This is a genomic window from Nitrospirota bacterium, assembly GCA_016219645.1.
Lineage (GTDB): Bacteria > Nitrospirota > Nitrospiria > Nitrospirales > Nitrospiraceae > Palsa-1315.
This window is the reverse complement of record JACRLR010000020.1, coordinates 176,147-190,813: the sequence shown is the minus strand read 5'-3', so window position 1 is coordinate 190,813 and position 14,667 is coordinate 176,147. Positions and strand designations below refer to the sequence as shown.

Below are 14,667 nucleotides of genomic sequence, written 5' to 3'. Positions count from 1 at the left end.
CATTCGGCTGTGTTTGAGCAAAGCCTATGCCGTGAGGTCGCCTGAAAAACCTCTGTCTTTCGCTCCTTTCCCGATGGATACGGACGTGGCCTGGCAGAACCTGTGCAGGCTGTGAAGGAGACGGACATTAATGAACTTGACAAGCTTCTTCGCGGTCTCCTAGAGTGCTCCCAACATTGTGACTCCTGGGTGTGGGAAGAGGGTGCAAGTCCCTCGCGGTCCCGCCGCTGTAAATGGGGACGAAACCCGCGAATGCCACTGTCCAGTGGGCGTGAAACGTATCTCGTGAAGCGTATATCGTAAGGTCTCTGTTTCCGGCGACGCTTCACGAACGACGAGCGACGCTTCACGCTTCGGATGGGAAGGCGCGGGGAGTAGGACGAGCCATGAGCCAGAACACCTCCCCGGAGAATTGAACGATATTCCCTCGTGGGCTGGGGAATTGGCGAGGATGAATTGCGGGAGCAATCCTCAGGGTCTTCCCAGGCCTTGAGGATTTTTTTATGGCCTCCGGCATCTTCCTCACGAGCCGATGGATGGGGTTCCTGCTCGGAGCCATCGTGCTGCTTCCAATACAGCCTGCGCCGGCTGCCCATGATGATGAGATGTCGAACATGAAACGACGGCAACAGGGAATTTTGACCGGCATGCCCTTCATGGCGCACGTATCGGCGCAGGCCTATGTCGATGATGCCGGTCGACGCATGTATTTTGCCAGGCCTCCCGCCAGGATCGTCTCACTGGCGCCCAGCATTACCGAGATGTTGTTTGCGATGGAAGCTGGAGATCAGCTTGTCGGAGTCACAGACTTTTGCGACTATCCGCCGGAGGCCGGTGAGAAGCCGAAGCTGGGTTACTCCAATCCAAATATGGAAATGTTGGTGGCACTCCAACCGGATCTGGTGGTGGCGCCTAACGATTTCCTTAAGCCTGATATCATTGCCAAACTCGAACAGCTGAACATACCGGTGTTTATTTTGGGGGATAAGAATGTCGAGGGGATCTTTGTCCACATCCAGACACTAGGACGTATCGTCGGGCGATCGTCAAAAGCCGATGCAGTGGCCATGCAGCTCAGGCAGCAGGTAGCGGCGATCCAACAGCGCATTCAAGGAATGCCCCGGGTGCGGGTGCTCTATGTGTTGAATAGCCAGCCCTTGATCACTGTCGGGCCAGGAAGCTTTATCGATCAGCTGATTGGGATGGCTGGAGGAATTAATATTGCCGCAAAGAGCACAACCCCCTATCCACGACTCAGCCTGGAGGCTGTGCTCCGGGAGGATCCGGAAGTACTGGTGTTTCCTGTCGGCAAGGCGGAAGGCATCTCAGAAAGTGAGCAACAGACCTGGCGTCAGTGGTCAACGATGACGGCGGTCAAGCGTGGCAGGCTTCATCAGATCTCTGCCGATTGGCTCAACCGGCCTGGTCCGCGCATCGCCAAGGGACTTGAATCGCTCGCAAATATTTTACACTCCGACAGTTCGCCCGATAGCCGATCCGAACGATAACCCGATCAGCCTATGGCACATATCGTTTCATCATGGACCCATGCCGGTTCGGTGCTGACCCTCCATCGATGGATCACGGTGGTCGGCGGGCTGCTGCTGGCCTGTATGGCTGTCCTGGTGCTCTGTCTGCAGTTTGGTGCGACGTCAGTGAATATCGGCAACGTTGTGCCGGCAATCATGCATCTGTTTCGTGGAGATCTGGCCGGTTCACCGGGCTCAGAGACATCCGAGATCATTCTGGTACAAATTCGGTTTCCCCGAGTGCTCATGGGTTTTCTCGTGGGAGGGAGTTTGGCGGCGGTTGGTGTGACGCTTCAAGCGTTGCTAAGAAATCCTCTCGCCGATCCCTATGTGCTGGGCGTATCGAGCGGCTCTGCGCTCGGTGTCTCAATGGCCATGCTGTTCGGGATCGGCTCCACCTTCCTGCTCTTCCCTCTGCTGCCGCTGTTCGGGTTTGCCGGGGGCCTCCTGGCGCTTATCCTGATCTATCGCTTGGCGCAGTCGAAAAGCCGCCTGCCGATTCATAGCTTATTGCTGGCTGGTGTCATTCTGAATGCCATTTTGACGGCGTTCATCATGTTCATCACCTCGATCATGGAACCGAATCGATCGGCGGGATTGATGGCATGGTTAATGGGGTCGCTGACCGCACCTGGCTATCCGGCGCTGGGCATATTTCTCCTGTACGTCCTGTTCGTGCTCGCGGTCCTGATGCATAAAGCGCAGCTCTTAAATGTGTTGACCCTGGGAGAGGAAACTGCCCGTTCTCTCGGTGTGGAGACTGAGGGGGTCAAGAAACATCTCTTCGCTCTGACGGCGCTTCTGACCGGCGCGATTGTGTCGGTGAGCGGCATGATCGGATTCGTCGGCATGGTCGTTCCTCATGCGGTGCGCCTGCTCATCGGATCGGACCACCGGTTGCTGCTTCCCGCTTCGGCGCTCGTCGGGGGCATGTTTCTCGCTTTGGCCGACACGATAGCCCGAACGATCATGGCGCCGGCTGAAATCCCTGTGGGGATTGTGACGGCGCTCGTTGGTGGTCCGTTCTTCCTCTATCTCCTCCTGTGGCGAAAAGATCGGATGCTGTGAAGTGACGACCCATACGATGGGAAGAACAAGTCCCTTGTTGCCAGTAGACGGCCCTGCCATCGAAGTTGAAGGTCTGTCGTTCCGCTATTCCACTATGGAAGGTCGAGGGAGAATGTGGACGCTGGACCATCTCTCCTTCCATGTCGATGCCGGAGAAATCCTCGGTATCGTGGGGCCGAACGGGTCAGGGAAGTCGTCGTTGTTGAAAATTCTGTCCGGACTCCTGCCGGTCGGGGAAGGGGATGTCCTGCTGGGTGGGACTTCGCTTCAGAAACGGAGCCAGGCCGACATTGCCCGGTTGGTTGCGGTGGTACCGCAAGAATATGCGCAAGTCTTTCCGTTTACCGTGGCTGAGACTGTGTTAATGGGACGGTTTCCGCATCGGACGGTCCGTTGGTGGAGCATGGGAATCGGAGTTGAGACTGCGAGCGATCTTGCTTCTGCACACCAAGCCATGGTCGATACCGATGTTGTGTCGCTGGCCGATCGGTTGGTGTCCGACTTATCCGGGGGCGAACGGCAGCGAGTCGTGATTGCCAGAGCGCTGGCTCAGGAGCCGAAAATTCTGTTGCTCGATGAACCGACGGCCTTTCTCGACATCAACCACCAGATTGAGATTTGTTCGCTCGTCGCAAGACTAAGGGCTGAACGGCAATTGACAGTCGTCTTGGTGTCGCACGATCTGAATGTCGCAAGCCAGTATTGTGATCGTGTGCTGATGCTCAAGGAAGGCCAGCTCTGCCGTATTGGTTCGCCTGAAGAGACCATTCGCCCGGAGGTGCTTCGGATAGTGTACGGGTGCGACGTGGTTGTAGATGCCCATCCCCAGACAGGCCGGCCGCGTGTGACAATGCCGATGAACATGGTGTGATATGAGGACTGGCAGAATTGCGCTCTTGCATCTTGAGACGATTCCTGGAGCCGTCGAGCACAATCAATACGTGATTGTCGAAGCGATCAAGCGAGCCGCCGCCGTCAGGGCGAGGTGGATCGTCACACCGGAACTGGCCGTATGCGGCCTCCAGTTCCCTCGATTGATTGGGGTCGACTGGATCAAGCCCCAGCCGGATCCATGGATGCAACGCATGTGCCGGTTAGTGAAAGAGCTGCAATGCACATTGTTCATCGGATGTCCTGAGCGCGATGGGAGTCGACTCTACAATTCGGTATTCGTGATCAACACTCATGGGGAAATCATCGGCCGCCATCGCAAGCTCAATGTCGCGAGCGACTCCTTGTCGTGGTCCAGTCCAGGGGACGACGCCGTCCCAATTGAGTGCGATGGCATCAAAGTCGGGATTCTCGTGTGTAGCGATGCTTATACGCAAAACATCGCCAGGGCGTTGAGATTTGGCGGGGCACAGATCTATGTATCGCCAGCCTCATGGGGGCCGGGCATCCACGGTCCGAACGGGGAGTGGGAGGCTCGCACGCACGAAACCGGCCTTCCTCTGATCGTCTGCAATCGAACTGGGGCCGAGCGCACACTCGAGTTTTGGAAGGCTCCAAGCCTCGTAGTTGCAAATGGGGAGCGAGTCTTGTCTCATACCTCGGACCAGTCGGTCATTCTGACGGTTGACTGGGATTTCAGCAGCATGAAGCCGCGATCCGCCGGCTTTCAGGCAGAGTACGTGAAAGCAAGATAATGCAGCGAGCTGTCTGCAACAGGCGCAAGAGACAGCCCTTCTCATTGGTATCGGTCAAGAGGCGTGAAGAAAATTGGCAGCCAGGGTCATGTCCCCGGTCCGGCTGTGCTGCGTTAAGGGGGCGGTCAACTTTTCAGAAAGGGCGTTTTGAAGAAGCAACGCGGGTGACGGGGAAGATGGTGCAAGTCCATCACGGTGCCGCCACTGTAAGCGGGGAGTAACTCTGCATCGTGCCACTGTGTGCATCAGCACATGGGAAGGCGCAGGGGAACAACGATCCGCAAGTCAGGAGACCCATCCCGCGGTTGATTCGACTCAACCCTTCGAGCACAAGGGAGGTTCGTCATGCCGTGGTTGGTTCGTTCTTGTCGTGCCTGGTGGTGTCTACTTCCTCTGTTTGCATTGTGCTATCCCGCCCATGCTGCCCCGGAGATCGAAGTGGCATCAGCTGAACAAACGGATGTCATCGAAACCCGCGAGGTTGTGGTCAGCGCGACCAAGACTCCGATGTCAGTCTCTCATGTGACCAGCGCGGTTGAGGTCATTAAGGGAGAAGAACTTGAACGAAAAAAAATCAAGACCGTTATCGATGCGTTGCGCCTTGCAGAGGGTCTGTTCGCCACATCAAGCGGCGGTCCTGGCACGGAAGCCTCTGTGAAAATGCGCGGAGCTGCTGCCAAACATACTATGGTGTTGATCGATGGTGTGATCGTGAACAGTCCGACGACCGGTGTCTATGACTTTGCGAATCTGACGACGGAGAATATCGATCGAATTGAAATCCTTCGCGGAGCCCAGAGTATGTTGTACGGGTCAGATGCGATCGGCGGAGTCATCAATATCTATACCAAGAGGGGAACTGACAAGTTCACATCAAGTGCCTTCGTTGAATATGGTTCATTTGCCTCCATCCGTGAAGGTGTCCAGGCGTCCGGTAGTAAAGGGATCGTTGACATTTCTGCCTCGCTCTCTCGCTGGGACACCAGCAGCTTTTCCGCGATCAATTATCGACGTGGAGCATATGAGCGAGACGGATTCCGTAACTGGCAAGCCTCAGGAAAGCTCGGCATTTCGTTGCCGAGGGATGGGCGCCTGGAGTTCAATATTCGCTGGTATAACTCTGATCTCAACTTCGACGGGTTTGCAGACAGTGGTGCGCCGGCAGACGTATTTGGAGCAAAACAGACGAATCGGAACCTGATTCTCAGTGCAACCTATGACCAGCCGATTACGTCGTGGTGGAACCAGAAGCTCACACTCGCACAGGCGAATGAACAATTAACCGCCAACAGTGGGACCGCCGGATACAATGTTAATACAGGGCAGAACATCACCGCCAGCCCCACGTCCTGTTTTCCTAATTTCGATACGTGCTTCACCCCATTTTCGACAAATCTAGACATCCTTAACCAGCGGCTGGAATGGCAGCACAATTTTCAAGTAAGGAAGGAGGTGCTTCTCACGGCTGGCTATCAATTTCGTCAAGAGCAAGGCGATGCCTCTGGATTTTATGGCTCTGCGTCACCCAATAGGCTGCTCACATCGAATGCTGGCTTCGCTCAAGCGCAAGTCAATCTGTTCGATCGCGTCTTGTTTACGGGAGGAGTTCGCCAGGATAGTTATAATGTTTTTGGAGATGCGACAACCTATCGCCTGACTGGCGGTTACTTGCACAAAGAAACTGGCACAAAGATTCGTGCGAGTTATGGGACTGGCTTCAAGGCACCCACGCTGAATGATCTCTTCTTCCAAGGGTTTGGGAATCCGAATCTCCAGGCGGAAAAGAGCAAGAGTGCTGATGTGGGAGTCGATCAGAGCCTGTTTCGGGACAAGCTGAAGCTGAGTGTCGGGTATTTCTGGAATCACTTTGATAATCTAATCACGTTTCTGTCGGTCCCTAGTCCCGATTGCCCATCATCTTCTTTCGGATTCTGTCCCACCAATATCGCATCGGCAAAGACGGAAGGATGGGAAATAAGTTTTAAGTATGAACTCATCAAGGGGCTTGATTTTCGTGGACAGTATACGATGACGGTGACAAGAGCGTATGGCCTGCCAGGCCGTCCAGAAAACACTAGGCTTCCGCGATGGCCCTATGATCAGGCGACCCTTGGCATGACCTACCAGCCGATCGATCCTGTCCGAATCAACGTGGATTATCGATTCGTGGGGGCACGCAACAACGATGCCGCTAACACGCCGAGTCAACGGCAAGGGTCCTTTGGAGTCATCAATGTTTCAGGGACCTATGATGTTACAAATAACTGGCAGGTCTTTGGGCGGGTCGACAACCTCTTGAACGAAAAGTATGAGGAAATCCTTTACTTTGGCATGCCCATCCGGTCGGTGTATGGCGGCGTGAAGCTTACCTACTAAGGCATGAATGAGGAGCATGAGGTTCTCCCGTTTGGTCATTGCCGGCACCCATAGCGGAGTCGGCAAGACAACTGTGACTTTGGCGATCTTGGCGGCCCTGAGAGTTCGGGGCCGTCGTGTCCAGTCATTCAAGGTGGGACCGGACTTCATCGATCCGAGCCATCACGCTGCCGTCACCGGCCGTCCGTCGCGGAATCTGGATGGCTGGATGTTAGAGGCGGACGTCAATCGGGGCATTTTCACGCGAGCCGCAACTGATGCAGACCTTTCCATCATCGAAGGGATGATGGGCTTGTTCGACGGCAGTTCACCGGTGAGCGAAGTCAGCAGTACGGCTGAATTGGCAAAGCAGCTGGATGCACCGGTGCTACTCGTCATCGATGGAAGTGCCATGGCCCGCTCTGCTGCAGCCATGGTGTCGGGGTATGCGAAGTTCGACTCGGCACTTCGTGTTGCCGGCGTACTGTTCAATCGGATCAGCAGTGATGGACATTACAGGCTGCTCAAGGAAGCGGTGGAGCAAGAAACTGATGTGGCGGTCGTAGGATATCTTCGGCCAGACCCGGCGGTGACGATCACCGATCGCCATCTGGGACTTGTGATGGCCATGGAACAGGGGAAGGGCGAACTCTATCGCCGGTTGGGTAAGGCAGCGGTAGAGACGATCGATCTGGATCGAATCGAGGCACTGGCCCGTTCGTCTGGAGAGTTGACGGTGACGATGTCCCAGCCCGCAAAGAAACACCAGGATCGTATGGTTCGAATCGGTGTCGCGCAGGATCAGGCATTTTGCTTTTACTATCCCGACAATCTAGAGTTGCTTGAAGCAGCAGGGGCGGAATTGGTGAAATTTTCTCCCTTGAACGATCAGGTGCTGCCTGACGTGGATATGTTGTACCTCGGCGGGGGCTATCCGGAACTGCATGGCAAGGCGCTGGCTGATAATGTAAGTATGCGGGCCACAATCCGGCAGTTCGCTGAGCGGGGTGGGACGATCTATTCGGAATGCGGAGGGATGATGTATCTCACGCAAGCCATCCGCGACTTCGCTGGTACATCGTATGACATGGTCGGGTTGTTTCCTGCTGAAACGGTCATGCAGAAGTCGGATCTGACTCTGGGGTATAGGACAGTGGAACTCTCGCGGGACTGCGTACTCGGTGCATCTGGCACCACCGTGCGCGGGCATGAGTTTCATTACTCCACGATGGTTCTAAAGGGAATACCCAGCTATGCCTGTGTACTCCGTGATGCGCAGGGAAATTCGAAGGGGCAGGATGGGCTCAGTGTCGGCAATACGATGGCGTTATACACCCATCTGCATTTTGCCAGTCAGCCACAGGTAGCGATCTCGTTGATCGCCTCTGCCCGCCGAACAAATAGCGTTTTATCTGTGAGTTCCGGAGGTATAACGTGACCGGGCAGGCCGAGCATAAGACCAAGATGGAGCGGTTGAAAGCGTCGGTAGATCGACGGATCGAGGCGGCGCAAGAAGAGAAAGGATTGTTGATTGTCTATACTGGAGCCGGTAAGGGGAAGACAACCGCGGCGCTGGGGATGGCCTTGCGATGTCTTGGTCATGGCATGAAGGTGGCGGTGGTGCAATTCATCAAGGGGGCGATCGATACGGCAGAGGAACGGGCACTCAAGTCTTTTGGCGAGCGTGTCACCTTTCTCCGCATGGGTGAAGGGTACACCTGGGAAACACAGGATCGGGAGCGCGATACAACGTTTGCACAAAAAGCTTGGACGACGGCGTGCGAATTTCTGAAGGATGAGTCCTATGCCATGGTCATTCTTGACGAGTTCAATATCGCTCTCCAGCATGACTATGTACGAGTTGAAGACGTATTGCCGGTTCTTCGTGCCAGGCCTCTCATGCAGCATGTCGTGATTACCGGCCGTGGTGCCATGGAGGAGTTGATCGAAGAGGCGGATCTCGTTACAGAGATGAAGCAGACCAAACATCCATTTCGGAAGGGCATCAAGGCACAAGCGGGGGTGGAGTTTTGAGAGGTCCGGCCACAAAGACTTGTGAGGCCTGTGGGAGTGCGTTCGAGTGCGTTGGATACCAATGCTGGTGCGGAAAGATCGGCATTACAGAGCTGCAAATGGATTGGATCGCCGCTCGGTTTCAAGATTGTTTATGTCCGGCATGTTTGAAGAAGGTCGGAGCAGGCGATGTAGGGTTGGTTCCTTTGAAACTTGCTGCTCCGCCACATGCCGAGTATAAGGAGCCCGCATGAGTGCGCGTCAGGGCATCAGAAGCGCCGACAAGGGAAGATTTTCAGACGATGAGCGGGCGGCGGTCTACCGTGTGATTTTCGAGCGGCGGGATGTCCGGAGAAATTTTGTGCGGAAGCCGATTGCCGACGACGTCCTTGCGAAAATCTTGACCGCCGCACATCATGCCGGGTCGGTCGGGTTTATGCAGCCGTGGGATTTTGTCATTATCCGCGAACGCTCGACAAAGCACGCCGTCAAGCAGCTCTTTGCTCAGGCGAATACGGAAGCAGCCAAGCATTACGCCGGTATCCGTGCCACGCTGTACCGGAGCCTGAAGCTCGAAGGGATCGAGGAAGCTCCGATCAATCTCTGCGTAACCTGTACTCGTCAACGTGGCGGCAGACATGTGTTGGGTCGCTCCACGGTGCGTGAGACGGATCTATACAGCACCTGTTGCGCCATTCAAAATCTCTGGTTGGCTGCACGTGCTGAAGGTATTGGGGTCGGGTGGGTGAGCATTCTAGACCATGGAGCCTTGAAGCAGGCGCTCGGTATTCCCAGGCCGGTTAAAGTCCTGGCATACCTCTGTCTTGGCTACGTGTCAGATTTTGCGATAAAGCCGGAGCTGGAAACGGCAGGGTGGCGAGACAGGATCCCGATTGAGGAACTCATTCACTACGAGTCATGGGGAATAAAGGTACAGGGTAATAGGAGAAACGGCGATGCGCATCACGAAGGTCTATACAAGAACCGGGGACGCGGGAAAAACAAGGCTAGCCGGGGGACAGCAGGTGTGGAAGAACAGTCTGCGAGTCGAGGCCTACGGCACTCTCGATGAACTGAACGCGGTGGTCGGGGTCGTGCGGGTGATGAATGCTGAGATGGTGGGGCGCCATGCAGAGGCAGAACAGCTTGAAGAGGATCTTCAGTGGATACAAAATAAGCTGTTCGATCTTGGAGGGATTCTTGCGACTGCCCCTGGCCAAGAATTCAAGAACATGCCTCAGGTGACGGAGAAAGATGTGACTAAGCTGGAAAAGACCATTGACCGTTGTCAAAAGGACTTGACTCCGCTCAAAGAGTTTATTCTGCCTGGAGGGGGAAAGGTATCAGGTTTTTTGCATCAGGCGAGGACGGTGTGCCGCAGGGCGGAGCGTGTATGCGTGCATCTTTCGCGTGAGGAGCCGGTCGATGCGGTGAATGTCAAGTTTGTGAATCGTCTGAGCGATGCCTTGTTTGTTCTGGCCCGTTGGGCCGCTAAGACTCAGGGGGAACCGGAATTTCTGTGGGAACGTGACGTGAAGAAGGCGGCGGGTTGATCGTATGAAGAGGGCGCACAGGCAACGAGCGAAGCTGATTCTTGTACTCGGGGGCGCAGCGTCAGGCAAGAGTCAGGCTGCGCTTGATCTGGCTGGTCAGAGAGGCCCGAGAGCATTTGTGGCGACGGGGCAGGCCTTCGATCGCGAAATGAAAGCCCGGATCGAACGACACCAGGCCACACGTTCATCTGACTGGGAGACGGCGGAAGTCCCTATAGAAATCGAGAAATGGTTTGCTGCCAATGGAAATAATTATCAATCGGTTGTACTCGACTGTCTCACTTTATGGTTGAACAATATGGGCGGGCAACGCCTGCGAGATTCAACTATGTCTGATGCGACGGCAGGTCTACTCCGGGCGATTCGAAGGACGAAGGCTCGTGTCGTGATTGTGAGTAATGAATTGGGGCTGGGGCTCGTGCCGGTGACGAAAACTGTCCGTGCGTTTCGCGATCTGGCAGGACGGGTCAATCAACAGGTGGCAGCAGAAGCCGATGAGGTCTATCTGACGGTCAGCGGTATTCCCATGCGTGTGAAGTAAGAGGATTATTCGCGATGTTAATTCGCAAAACCATTGACCAGATTCAGCCGACCGACCTCCGACTCTTGACGCAAGCGCAGGCGCGGCTTGATCGATTGACGAAACCCATTGGCAGTCTGGGGCGACTGGAAGAATTGGCTGCGCGCTACGTCATGATCACGGGTGAGATGAAACCGAAGGTCCCGCGAGGAGCGGTCTTTACCTTTGCCGCCGATCATGGAGTAACGGTCGAAGGGGTGAGTGCCTATCCCTCTGCAGTGACGCCTCAGATGGTCTTGAACTTCTTGCGTGGAGGGGCCGGTGTCAATGTGCTGGCGCGGCATGCCGGTGTCGAGGTTCGCGTTGTAGACATCGGGGTGAATTTTGACTTTGAGGCGGCTCCAGGACTCATTCACAAAAAAATCATGCCTGGCACGAAGAATTTGCTGGTGGAACCGGCAATGGGTCTCGCACAGGCGGAGCAAGCACTGGCAGTTGGGATGGAGTTAGCTGCTGAGGCGGCTCAAGAGGGAATCGGGTTAATTGGAACCGGGGAGATGGGGATCGGCAACACGACTGCCAGTTCGGCGATTGCAGCCGTGATGACCAGGCGGTCGGTTTCCGAGGTGACTGGTCGAGGAACGGGAATTGACGACGCCAGTCATGCGCGCAAGATCGACGTGGTTCAGCGTGCGCTCGCTCTCCATCGGCCGGATTCAACGAATGCGATGGAGGTGCTTGCCACAGTGGGCGGGCTGGAAATCGGTGGGCTGGCTGGACTGATACTTGGCGCAGCGGCAGCTCGCATTCCAATCGTGTTAGATGGGTTTATCGCTGGGGCCGCAGCCTTGATTGCCGCGAGTCTGCAACCTTACTGCAAAGACTATCTCATTGCGTCACATCAGTCAGTCGAACGAGGCCATCAGGCGATACTGGACCACCTTGGCTTGAAGCCGCTGTTCGATCTCGATCTCCGTCTGGGGGAAGGCACTGGCGCCTGTCTGGGCATGAGTTTGGTCTTTGGCGCGATCAAGATTCTCACGGAGATGGCGACATTCGACGAGGCAGGCGTGTCAGGGCGCACTGGGGAAGGGGTACGGGGATAAAGGGGGAAGGGGTATAGGGGAAGACGAGAGGTGGTCTTATTATCCCGTTATCCCTCTATCTCGTTATCCCCATCTAGCGATGGCACGTCCATTCATTTTCGCCTGGCAGTTCCTGACGGCCATTCCACTCAGCCGTTCGACGCACGACGCCAAGCCCGAGGAGTTGGCCTCCTCCATGAGCTGGTATCCCGTGGTCGGCTGTCTGCTTGGGGCCTTGCTGGCCGCAGCGGATATGGCCTTGGTTCAGGTCTTCTCTTCTCAGATTACGAATATCGTATTGATCATTCTTCTTGTCGCCATTACCCGTGGCCTTCATCAGGACGGCCTTGCCGATATGGTAGACGGTCTGGCAGGCGGGCGAACCGTTCACGCGCGCCTGGCGATTATGAAGGATGCGCACATTGGCGCAATCGGTGCGACAGGGCTGTTTCTCGCCCTTGGCTTGCGCTACGCAGGGCTCAACGCTGTACCGGCTGGCGAGCATATCGGGATACTGATAAGTATGCCGGTGGTCGGGCGATGGGCGATGGTCGTGGGGGCGTTCCATGTAACCTATGCACGGCCTGAAGGAGGACTGGCCCAACCGTTCCTCTCGCATATGTCCTGGCAACACGTGTGTGTGGCAACTATCACAGCAGGGCTGGCGTTGGCGCTGTTGTTGGGCCCATGGGCGGCGTTGGGCGCACTTCTCATCGGCGCAGCTCTCATTCGCCTCTTGACGGCCTGGTTTCATCGTATGTTCGGCGGCGTCACGGGTGACTTGCTAGGGGCGACCAACGAGGTCGCAGAGATTCTGTTTGTGATGATCGTTCCTGTGGTGCTCTTTCGATGACCGGAGGCGAATTAGCAGTGGCCTGTCTATTGGATGCTGTGGTCGGAGACCCTCGGTGGTTTCCACATCCGGTGCGTTGGATGGGATGCCTCGTCGATTGGTGCGACCGTTGCGTCTACCGCCTCCTTTTATCGCCTGCTCAGCAACGCATGGCAGGGGTGCTCTTGGCTGTCGTCTTGCCGGCGGGAGCCTATGTAGCGGCCACGATGCTGATCTGGTTCGGCAGCTCGGTTGATCCCTTCTGGGGAAGTGCCGCCACGGTGCTGTTGGCCTGGACCACTCTCGCGGCGCGCGATCTCATCGACCATGTCGTCGCTGTGCAAAAGGCGCTTCAATCTGTCTCCTTGGCAGAGGCGCGAACGGCGGTCGCTAAGATTGTTGGACGCGATACGGAGGAGATGGATGAGTCTGATATCGTCCGTGCAACGGTGGAAACGATTGCGGAAAGTACGGCTGACGGAATTATGGCGCCGTTGTTCTATCTGGTCCTCGGAGGAGCCCCATTGGCGTTGGCATATAAGGCCATCAGCACATTGGATTCGATGATCGGCCATTTGGACGATCGATACCGCTGGTTCGGTTGGGCCTCGGCACGGATGGATGATGCGGCAAATTTTATTCCGGCCCGTATCACTGCGCTCCTACTGGTTTTCTCAGCAGGAATTGTTTCTCGATCGTGGTCCGCAATGCAACGTACCTGGCAGATTCTGCTTCGTGACGGGGGACGGCATCCTAGTCCGAACAGCGGGCGTCCAGAAGCCGCGATGGCCGGGGCGCTCGGAGTCCAGCTGGGCGGAATCAATCGCTATGACGGTCTTCCAATTGACCGTCCATGCCTTGGCAATCCTCATCAGTCGCTGGCGAGGGTTCACATTGGCATGGCGATTACCCTCATGCTCTGGACAAGTCTCACAGGAGTTCTGCTTGGTGTAGGGTGGCTTCTATGGTGAAGAGATGACGCAACCCTTTCACGGTGGGAATGTCCACAAGGCTGCTCAGGAACAACGAGTTCCCGTCGAGCAGATCATTGATTTTAGCGCCAGCATCAACCCGCTGGGTTTCTCTATGGCCGGTCTCCGCGCGATCCGCTCGGCACTCAAGCAGATCGTGCACTATCCGGACCCCGATTGCCGGCAGCTTAGACAAAAATTGGCGCTACGGTGCGGCGTGGATCCAGACATGATTCTGGTCGGAAACGGCTCGAGTGAATTGATTCATCTATTGCCCCGCGCGCTTGCGATCAAGTCTGCGCTCATTATCGGTCCCACATTTGAAGAGTATGCCTGTGCGCTGCTGGGCGCAGGGAGCGTGGTCCAATACGTTCATGCAAAGCGACAGCAGCGCTTCCGCCCTCCGTTACAAGACGTTCTGGCACGGCTTTCTACCAAACGATCAAAATTCGATGCCGTATTTCTATGCAATCCCAATAATCCAACCGGTCAACTCATGAATCGGCAGGCTATGTGTGAGCTTGCTGAATCTGTCGAGCGGCAACAGGGCTGGTTGATCGTCGACGAAGCTTTTATCGACTATTGTCATGAACAGTCTGTCGTTTCTATGTTGAAAGAGCATCCCCGGATGGTGGTGCTGCGCAGTTTGACAAAATTTTATGCCATGCCGGGGCTTCGGATCGGTTACCTAATTGGGCCAAGCAAGGTGGTGGATCTTCTGAAAGATCGTCAGCCGCCCTGGTCGGTCAACTCTTTGGCTCAAGAGGCTTCTTGCGCGGTATTACAGGATCAGATCTATGCGAACAAAAGTCGTGTATTCATGGAGAATGAACGGTCCTGTTTCGTGCGCGGGCTTCGCTCCTTGCCCGGTCTACAAGTCTACTCATCAGCCGCGAATTTTATTCTGATCGGTCTTCCTGCCTGGACGAACTCCGGCGAGGTGACTGACCGACTGGCTTCCTGGCGTCTGCTCGTCCGCGACTGTTCGACATTGCCGGGCCTGACGACGCAGATGATTCGTGTCGCAATCAGGACTTCCAAGGAGAATCACCGATTACTCACAGCCCTTGGCGCCTGCTTGAAGGTAAGGTAGCC

15 protein-coding genes and 2 riboswitches are annotated in these 14,667 nt (G+C 55.7%); all 15 genes read left to right on the top strand.

Features of this window, described 5'->3' with window-relative positions; genetic code table 11:
• Nucleotides 1–169 precede the first annotated feature (169 nt).
• Nucleotides 170–423, top strand: a riboswitch (cobalamin riboswitch).
• Nucleotides 424–614: 191 nt separating this feature from the next.
• Nucleotides 615–1,508 carry a cobalamin-binding protein gene (locus HZB34_10050; GenBank protein MBI5316304.1) on the top strand — a complete coding sequence of 298 codons (894 nt, stop codon included), beginning with the start codon at nt 615–617 and terminating at the stop codon, nt 1,506–1,508.
• Between the two features lie 12 nt (nt 1,509–1,520).
• Nucleotides 1,521–2,597 (top strand): iron ABC transporter permease, encoded by a 1,077-nt coding sequence (locus tag HZB34_10045; GenBank protein MBI5316303.1) that lies wholly within the window; start codon nt 1,521–1,523, stop codon nt 2,595–2,597.
• 16 nt (nt 2,598–2,613) lie between these two features.
• Nucleotides 2,614–3,468, top strand: coding sequence for an ABC transporter ATP-binding protein (locus HZB34_10040; protein MBI5316302.1), 855 nt, complete (start codon nt 2,614–2,616; stop codon nt 3,466–3,468).
• A gap of 1 nt (nt 3,469) precedes the next feature.
• Nucleotides 3,470–4,243: a carbon-nitrogen hydrolase family protein gene (locus HZB34_10035; protein ID MBI5316301.1), complete on the top strand. Its 774-nt coding sequence runs from the start codon at nt 3,470–3,472 to the stop codon at nt 4,241–4,243.
• Nucleotides 4,244–4,367: 124 nt separating this feature from the next.
• A riboswitch (cobalamin riboswitch) is annotated at nt 4,368–4,560 on the top strand.
• Nucleotides 4,561–4,588: 28 nt separating this feature from the next.
• Entirely contained in the window at nt 4,589–6,619 is a 2,031-nt protein-coding gene (locus tag HZB34_10030) for a TonB-dependent receptor (GenBank protein MBI5316300.1), read from the top strand.
• A 16-nt stretch (nt 6,620–6,635) separates the two neighbouring features.
• Entirely contained in the window at nt 6,636–8,036 is a 1,401-nt protein-coding gene (locus HZB34_10025) for a cobyrinate a,c-diamide synthase (protein ID MBI5316299.1), read from the top strand.
• Nucleotides 8,033–8,632, top strand: a complete 600-nt coding sequence (cobO, locus tag HZB34_10020) for a cob(I)yrinic acid a,c-diamide adenosyltransferase (GenBank protein MBI5316298.1) — start codon at nt 8,033–8,035, stop codon at nt 8,630–8,632. Before HZB34_10025 ends, cobO begins: the two co-directional genes overlap by 4 nt.
• Nucleotides 8,629–8,865 (top strand): cysteine-rich CWC family protein, encoded by a 237-nt coding sequence (locus HZB34_10015; protein MBI5316297.1) that lies wholly within the window; start codon nt 8,629–8,631, stop codon nt 8,863–8,865. Before cobO ends, HZB34_10015 begins: the two co-directional genes overlap by 4 nt.
• Nucleotides 8,862–9,683, top strand: coding sequence for a 5,6-dimethylbenzimidazole synthase (gene bluB, locus HZB34_10010; GenBank protein ID MBI5316296.1), 822 nt, complete (start codon nt 8,862–8,864; stop codon nt 9,681–9,683). Before HZB34_10015 ends, bluB begins: the two co-directional genes overlap by 4 nt.
• Entirely contained in the window at nt 9,568–10,164 is a 597-nt protein-coding gene (locus HZB34_10005; protein MBI5316295.1) for a cob(I)yrinic acid a,c-diamide adenosyltransferase, read from the top strand. The genes bluB and HZB34_10005 overlap by 116 nt, the downstream gene beginning before the upstream one ends.
• A gap of 4 nt (nt 10,165–10,168) precedes the next feature.
• The gene (gene cobU / locus HZB34_10000) at nt 10,169–10,705 is read left to right on the top strand and encodes a bifunctional adenosylcobinamide kinase/adenosylcobinamide-phosphate guanylyltransferase (GenBank protein ID MBI5316294.1); all 537 of its coding nucleotides are present in this window, start codon (nt 10,169–10,171) and stop codon (nt 10,703–10,705) included.
• Nucleotides 10,706–10,719: 14 nt separating this feature from the next.
• The gene (gene cobT, locus HZB34_09995; protein MBI5316293.1) at nt 10,720–11,790 is read left to right on the top strand and encodes a nicotinate-nucleotide--dimethylbenzimidazole phosphoribosyltransferase; all 1,071 of its coding nucleotides are present in this window, start codon (nt 10,720–10,722) and stop codon (nt 11,788–11,790) included.
• 79 nt (nt 11,791–11,869) lie between these two features.
• On the top strand, nt 11,870–12,622 hold the full coding sequence (gene cobS, locus HZB34_09990; protein MBI5316292.1) for an adenosylcobinamide-GDP ribazoletransferase: 753 nt from the start codon (nt 11,870–11,872) through the stop codon (nt 12,620–12,622).
• The gene (gene cobD, locus HZB34_09985) at nt 12,619–13,572 is read left to right on the top strand and encodes a cobalamin biosynthesis protein CobD (GenBank protein ID MBI5316291.1); all 954 of its coding nucleotides are present in this window, start codon (nt 12,619–12,621) and stop codon (nt 13,570–13,572) included. The genes cobS and cobD overlap by 4 nt, the downstream gene beginning before the upstream one ends.
• Nucleotides 13,573–13,576: 4 nt before the next feature.
• A complete protein-coding gene (locus tag HZB34_09980) occupies nt 13,577–14,665 on the top strand; it encodes a threonine-phosphate decarboxylase (protein ID MBI5316290.1) in 1,089 nt (362 codons plus the stop codon).
• The last annotated feature ends 2 nt before the right edge of the window (nt 14,666–14,667 follow it).

Coding starts and splice junctions, on each gene's coding strand:
- HZB34_10040 (MBI5316302.1), top strand. CDS start 2,614: ATGGGAAGAACAAGTCCCTTGTTGCCAGTAGACGGCCCTGCCATCGAA.
- cobT (MBI5316293.1), top strand. CDS start 10,720: ATGTTAATTCGCAAAACCATTGACCAGATTCAGCCGACCGACCTCCGA.
- cobS (MBI5316292.1), top strand. CDS start 11,870: ATGGCACGTCCATTCATTTTCGCCTGGCAGTTCCTGACGGCCATTCCA.
- HZB34_10035 (MBI5316301.1), top strand. CDS start 3,470: ATGAGGACTGGCAGAATTGCGCTCTTGCATCTTGAGACGATTCCTGGA.
- cobD (MBI5316291.1), top strand. CDS start 12,619: ATGACCGGAGGCGAATTAGCAGTGGCCTGTCTATTGGATGCTGTGGTC.
- HZB34_10005 (MBI5316295.1), top strand. CDS start 9,568: ATGCGCATCACGAAGGTCTATACAAGAACCGGGGACGCGGGAAAAACA.
- HZB34_10045 (MBI5316303.1), top strand. CDS start 1,521: ATGGCACATATCGTTTCATCATGGACCCATGCCGGTTCGGTGCTGACC.
- bluB (MBI5316296.1), top strand. CDS start 8,862: ATGAGTGCGCGTCAGGGCATCAGAAGCGCCGACAAGGGAAGATTTTCA.
- HZB34_10025 (MBI5316299.1), top strand. CDS start 6,636: ATGAGGTTCTCCCGTTTGGTCATTGCCGGCACCCATAGCGGAGTCGGC.
- HZB34_09980 (MBI5316290.1), top strand. CDS start 13,577: ATGACGCAACCCTTTCACGGTGGGAATGTCCACAAGGCTGCTCAGGAA.
- HZB34_10030 (MBI5316300.1), top strand. CDS start 4,589: ATGCCGTGGTTGGTTCGTTCTTGTCGTGCCTGGTGGTGTCTACTTCCT.
- HZB34_10050 (MBI5316304.1), top strand. CDS start 615: ATGAAACGACGGCAACAGGGAATTTTGACCGGCATGCCCTTCATGGCG.
- cobU (MBI5316294.1), top strand. CDS start 10,169: ATGAAGAGGGCGCACAGGCAACGAGCGAAGCTGATTCTTGTACTCGGG.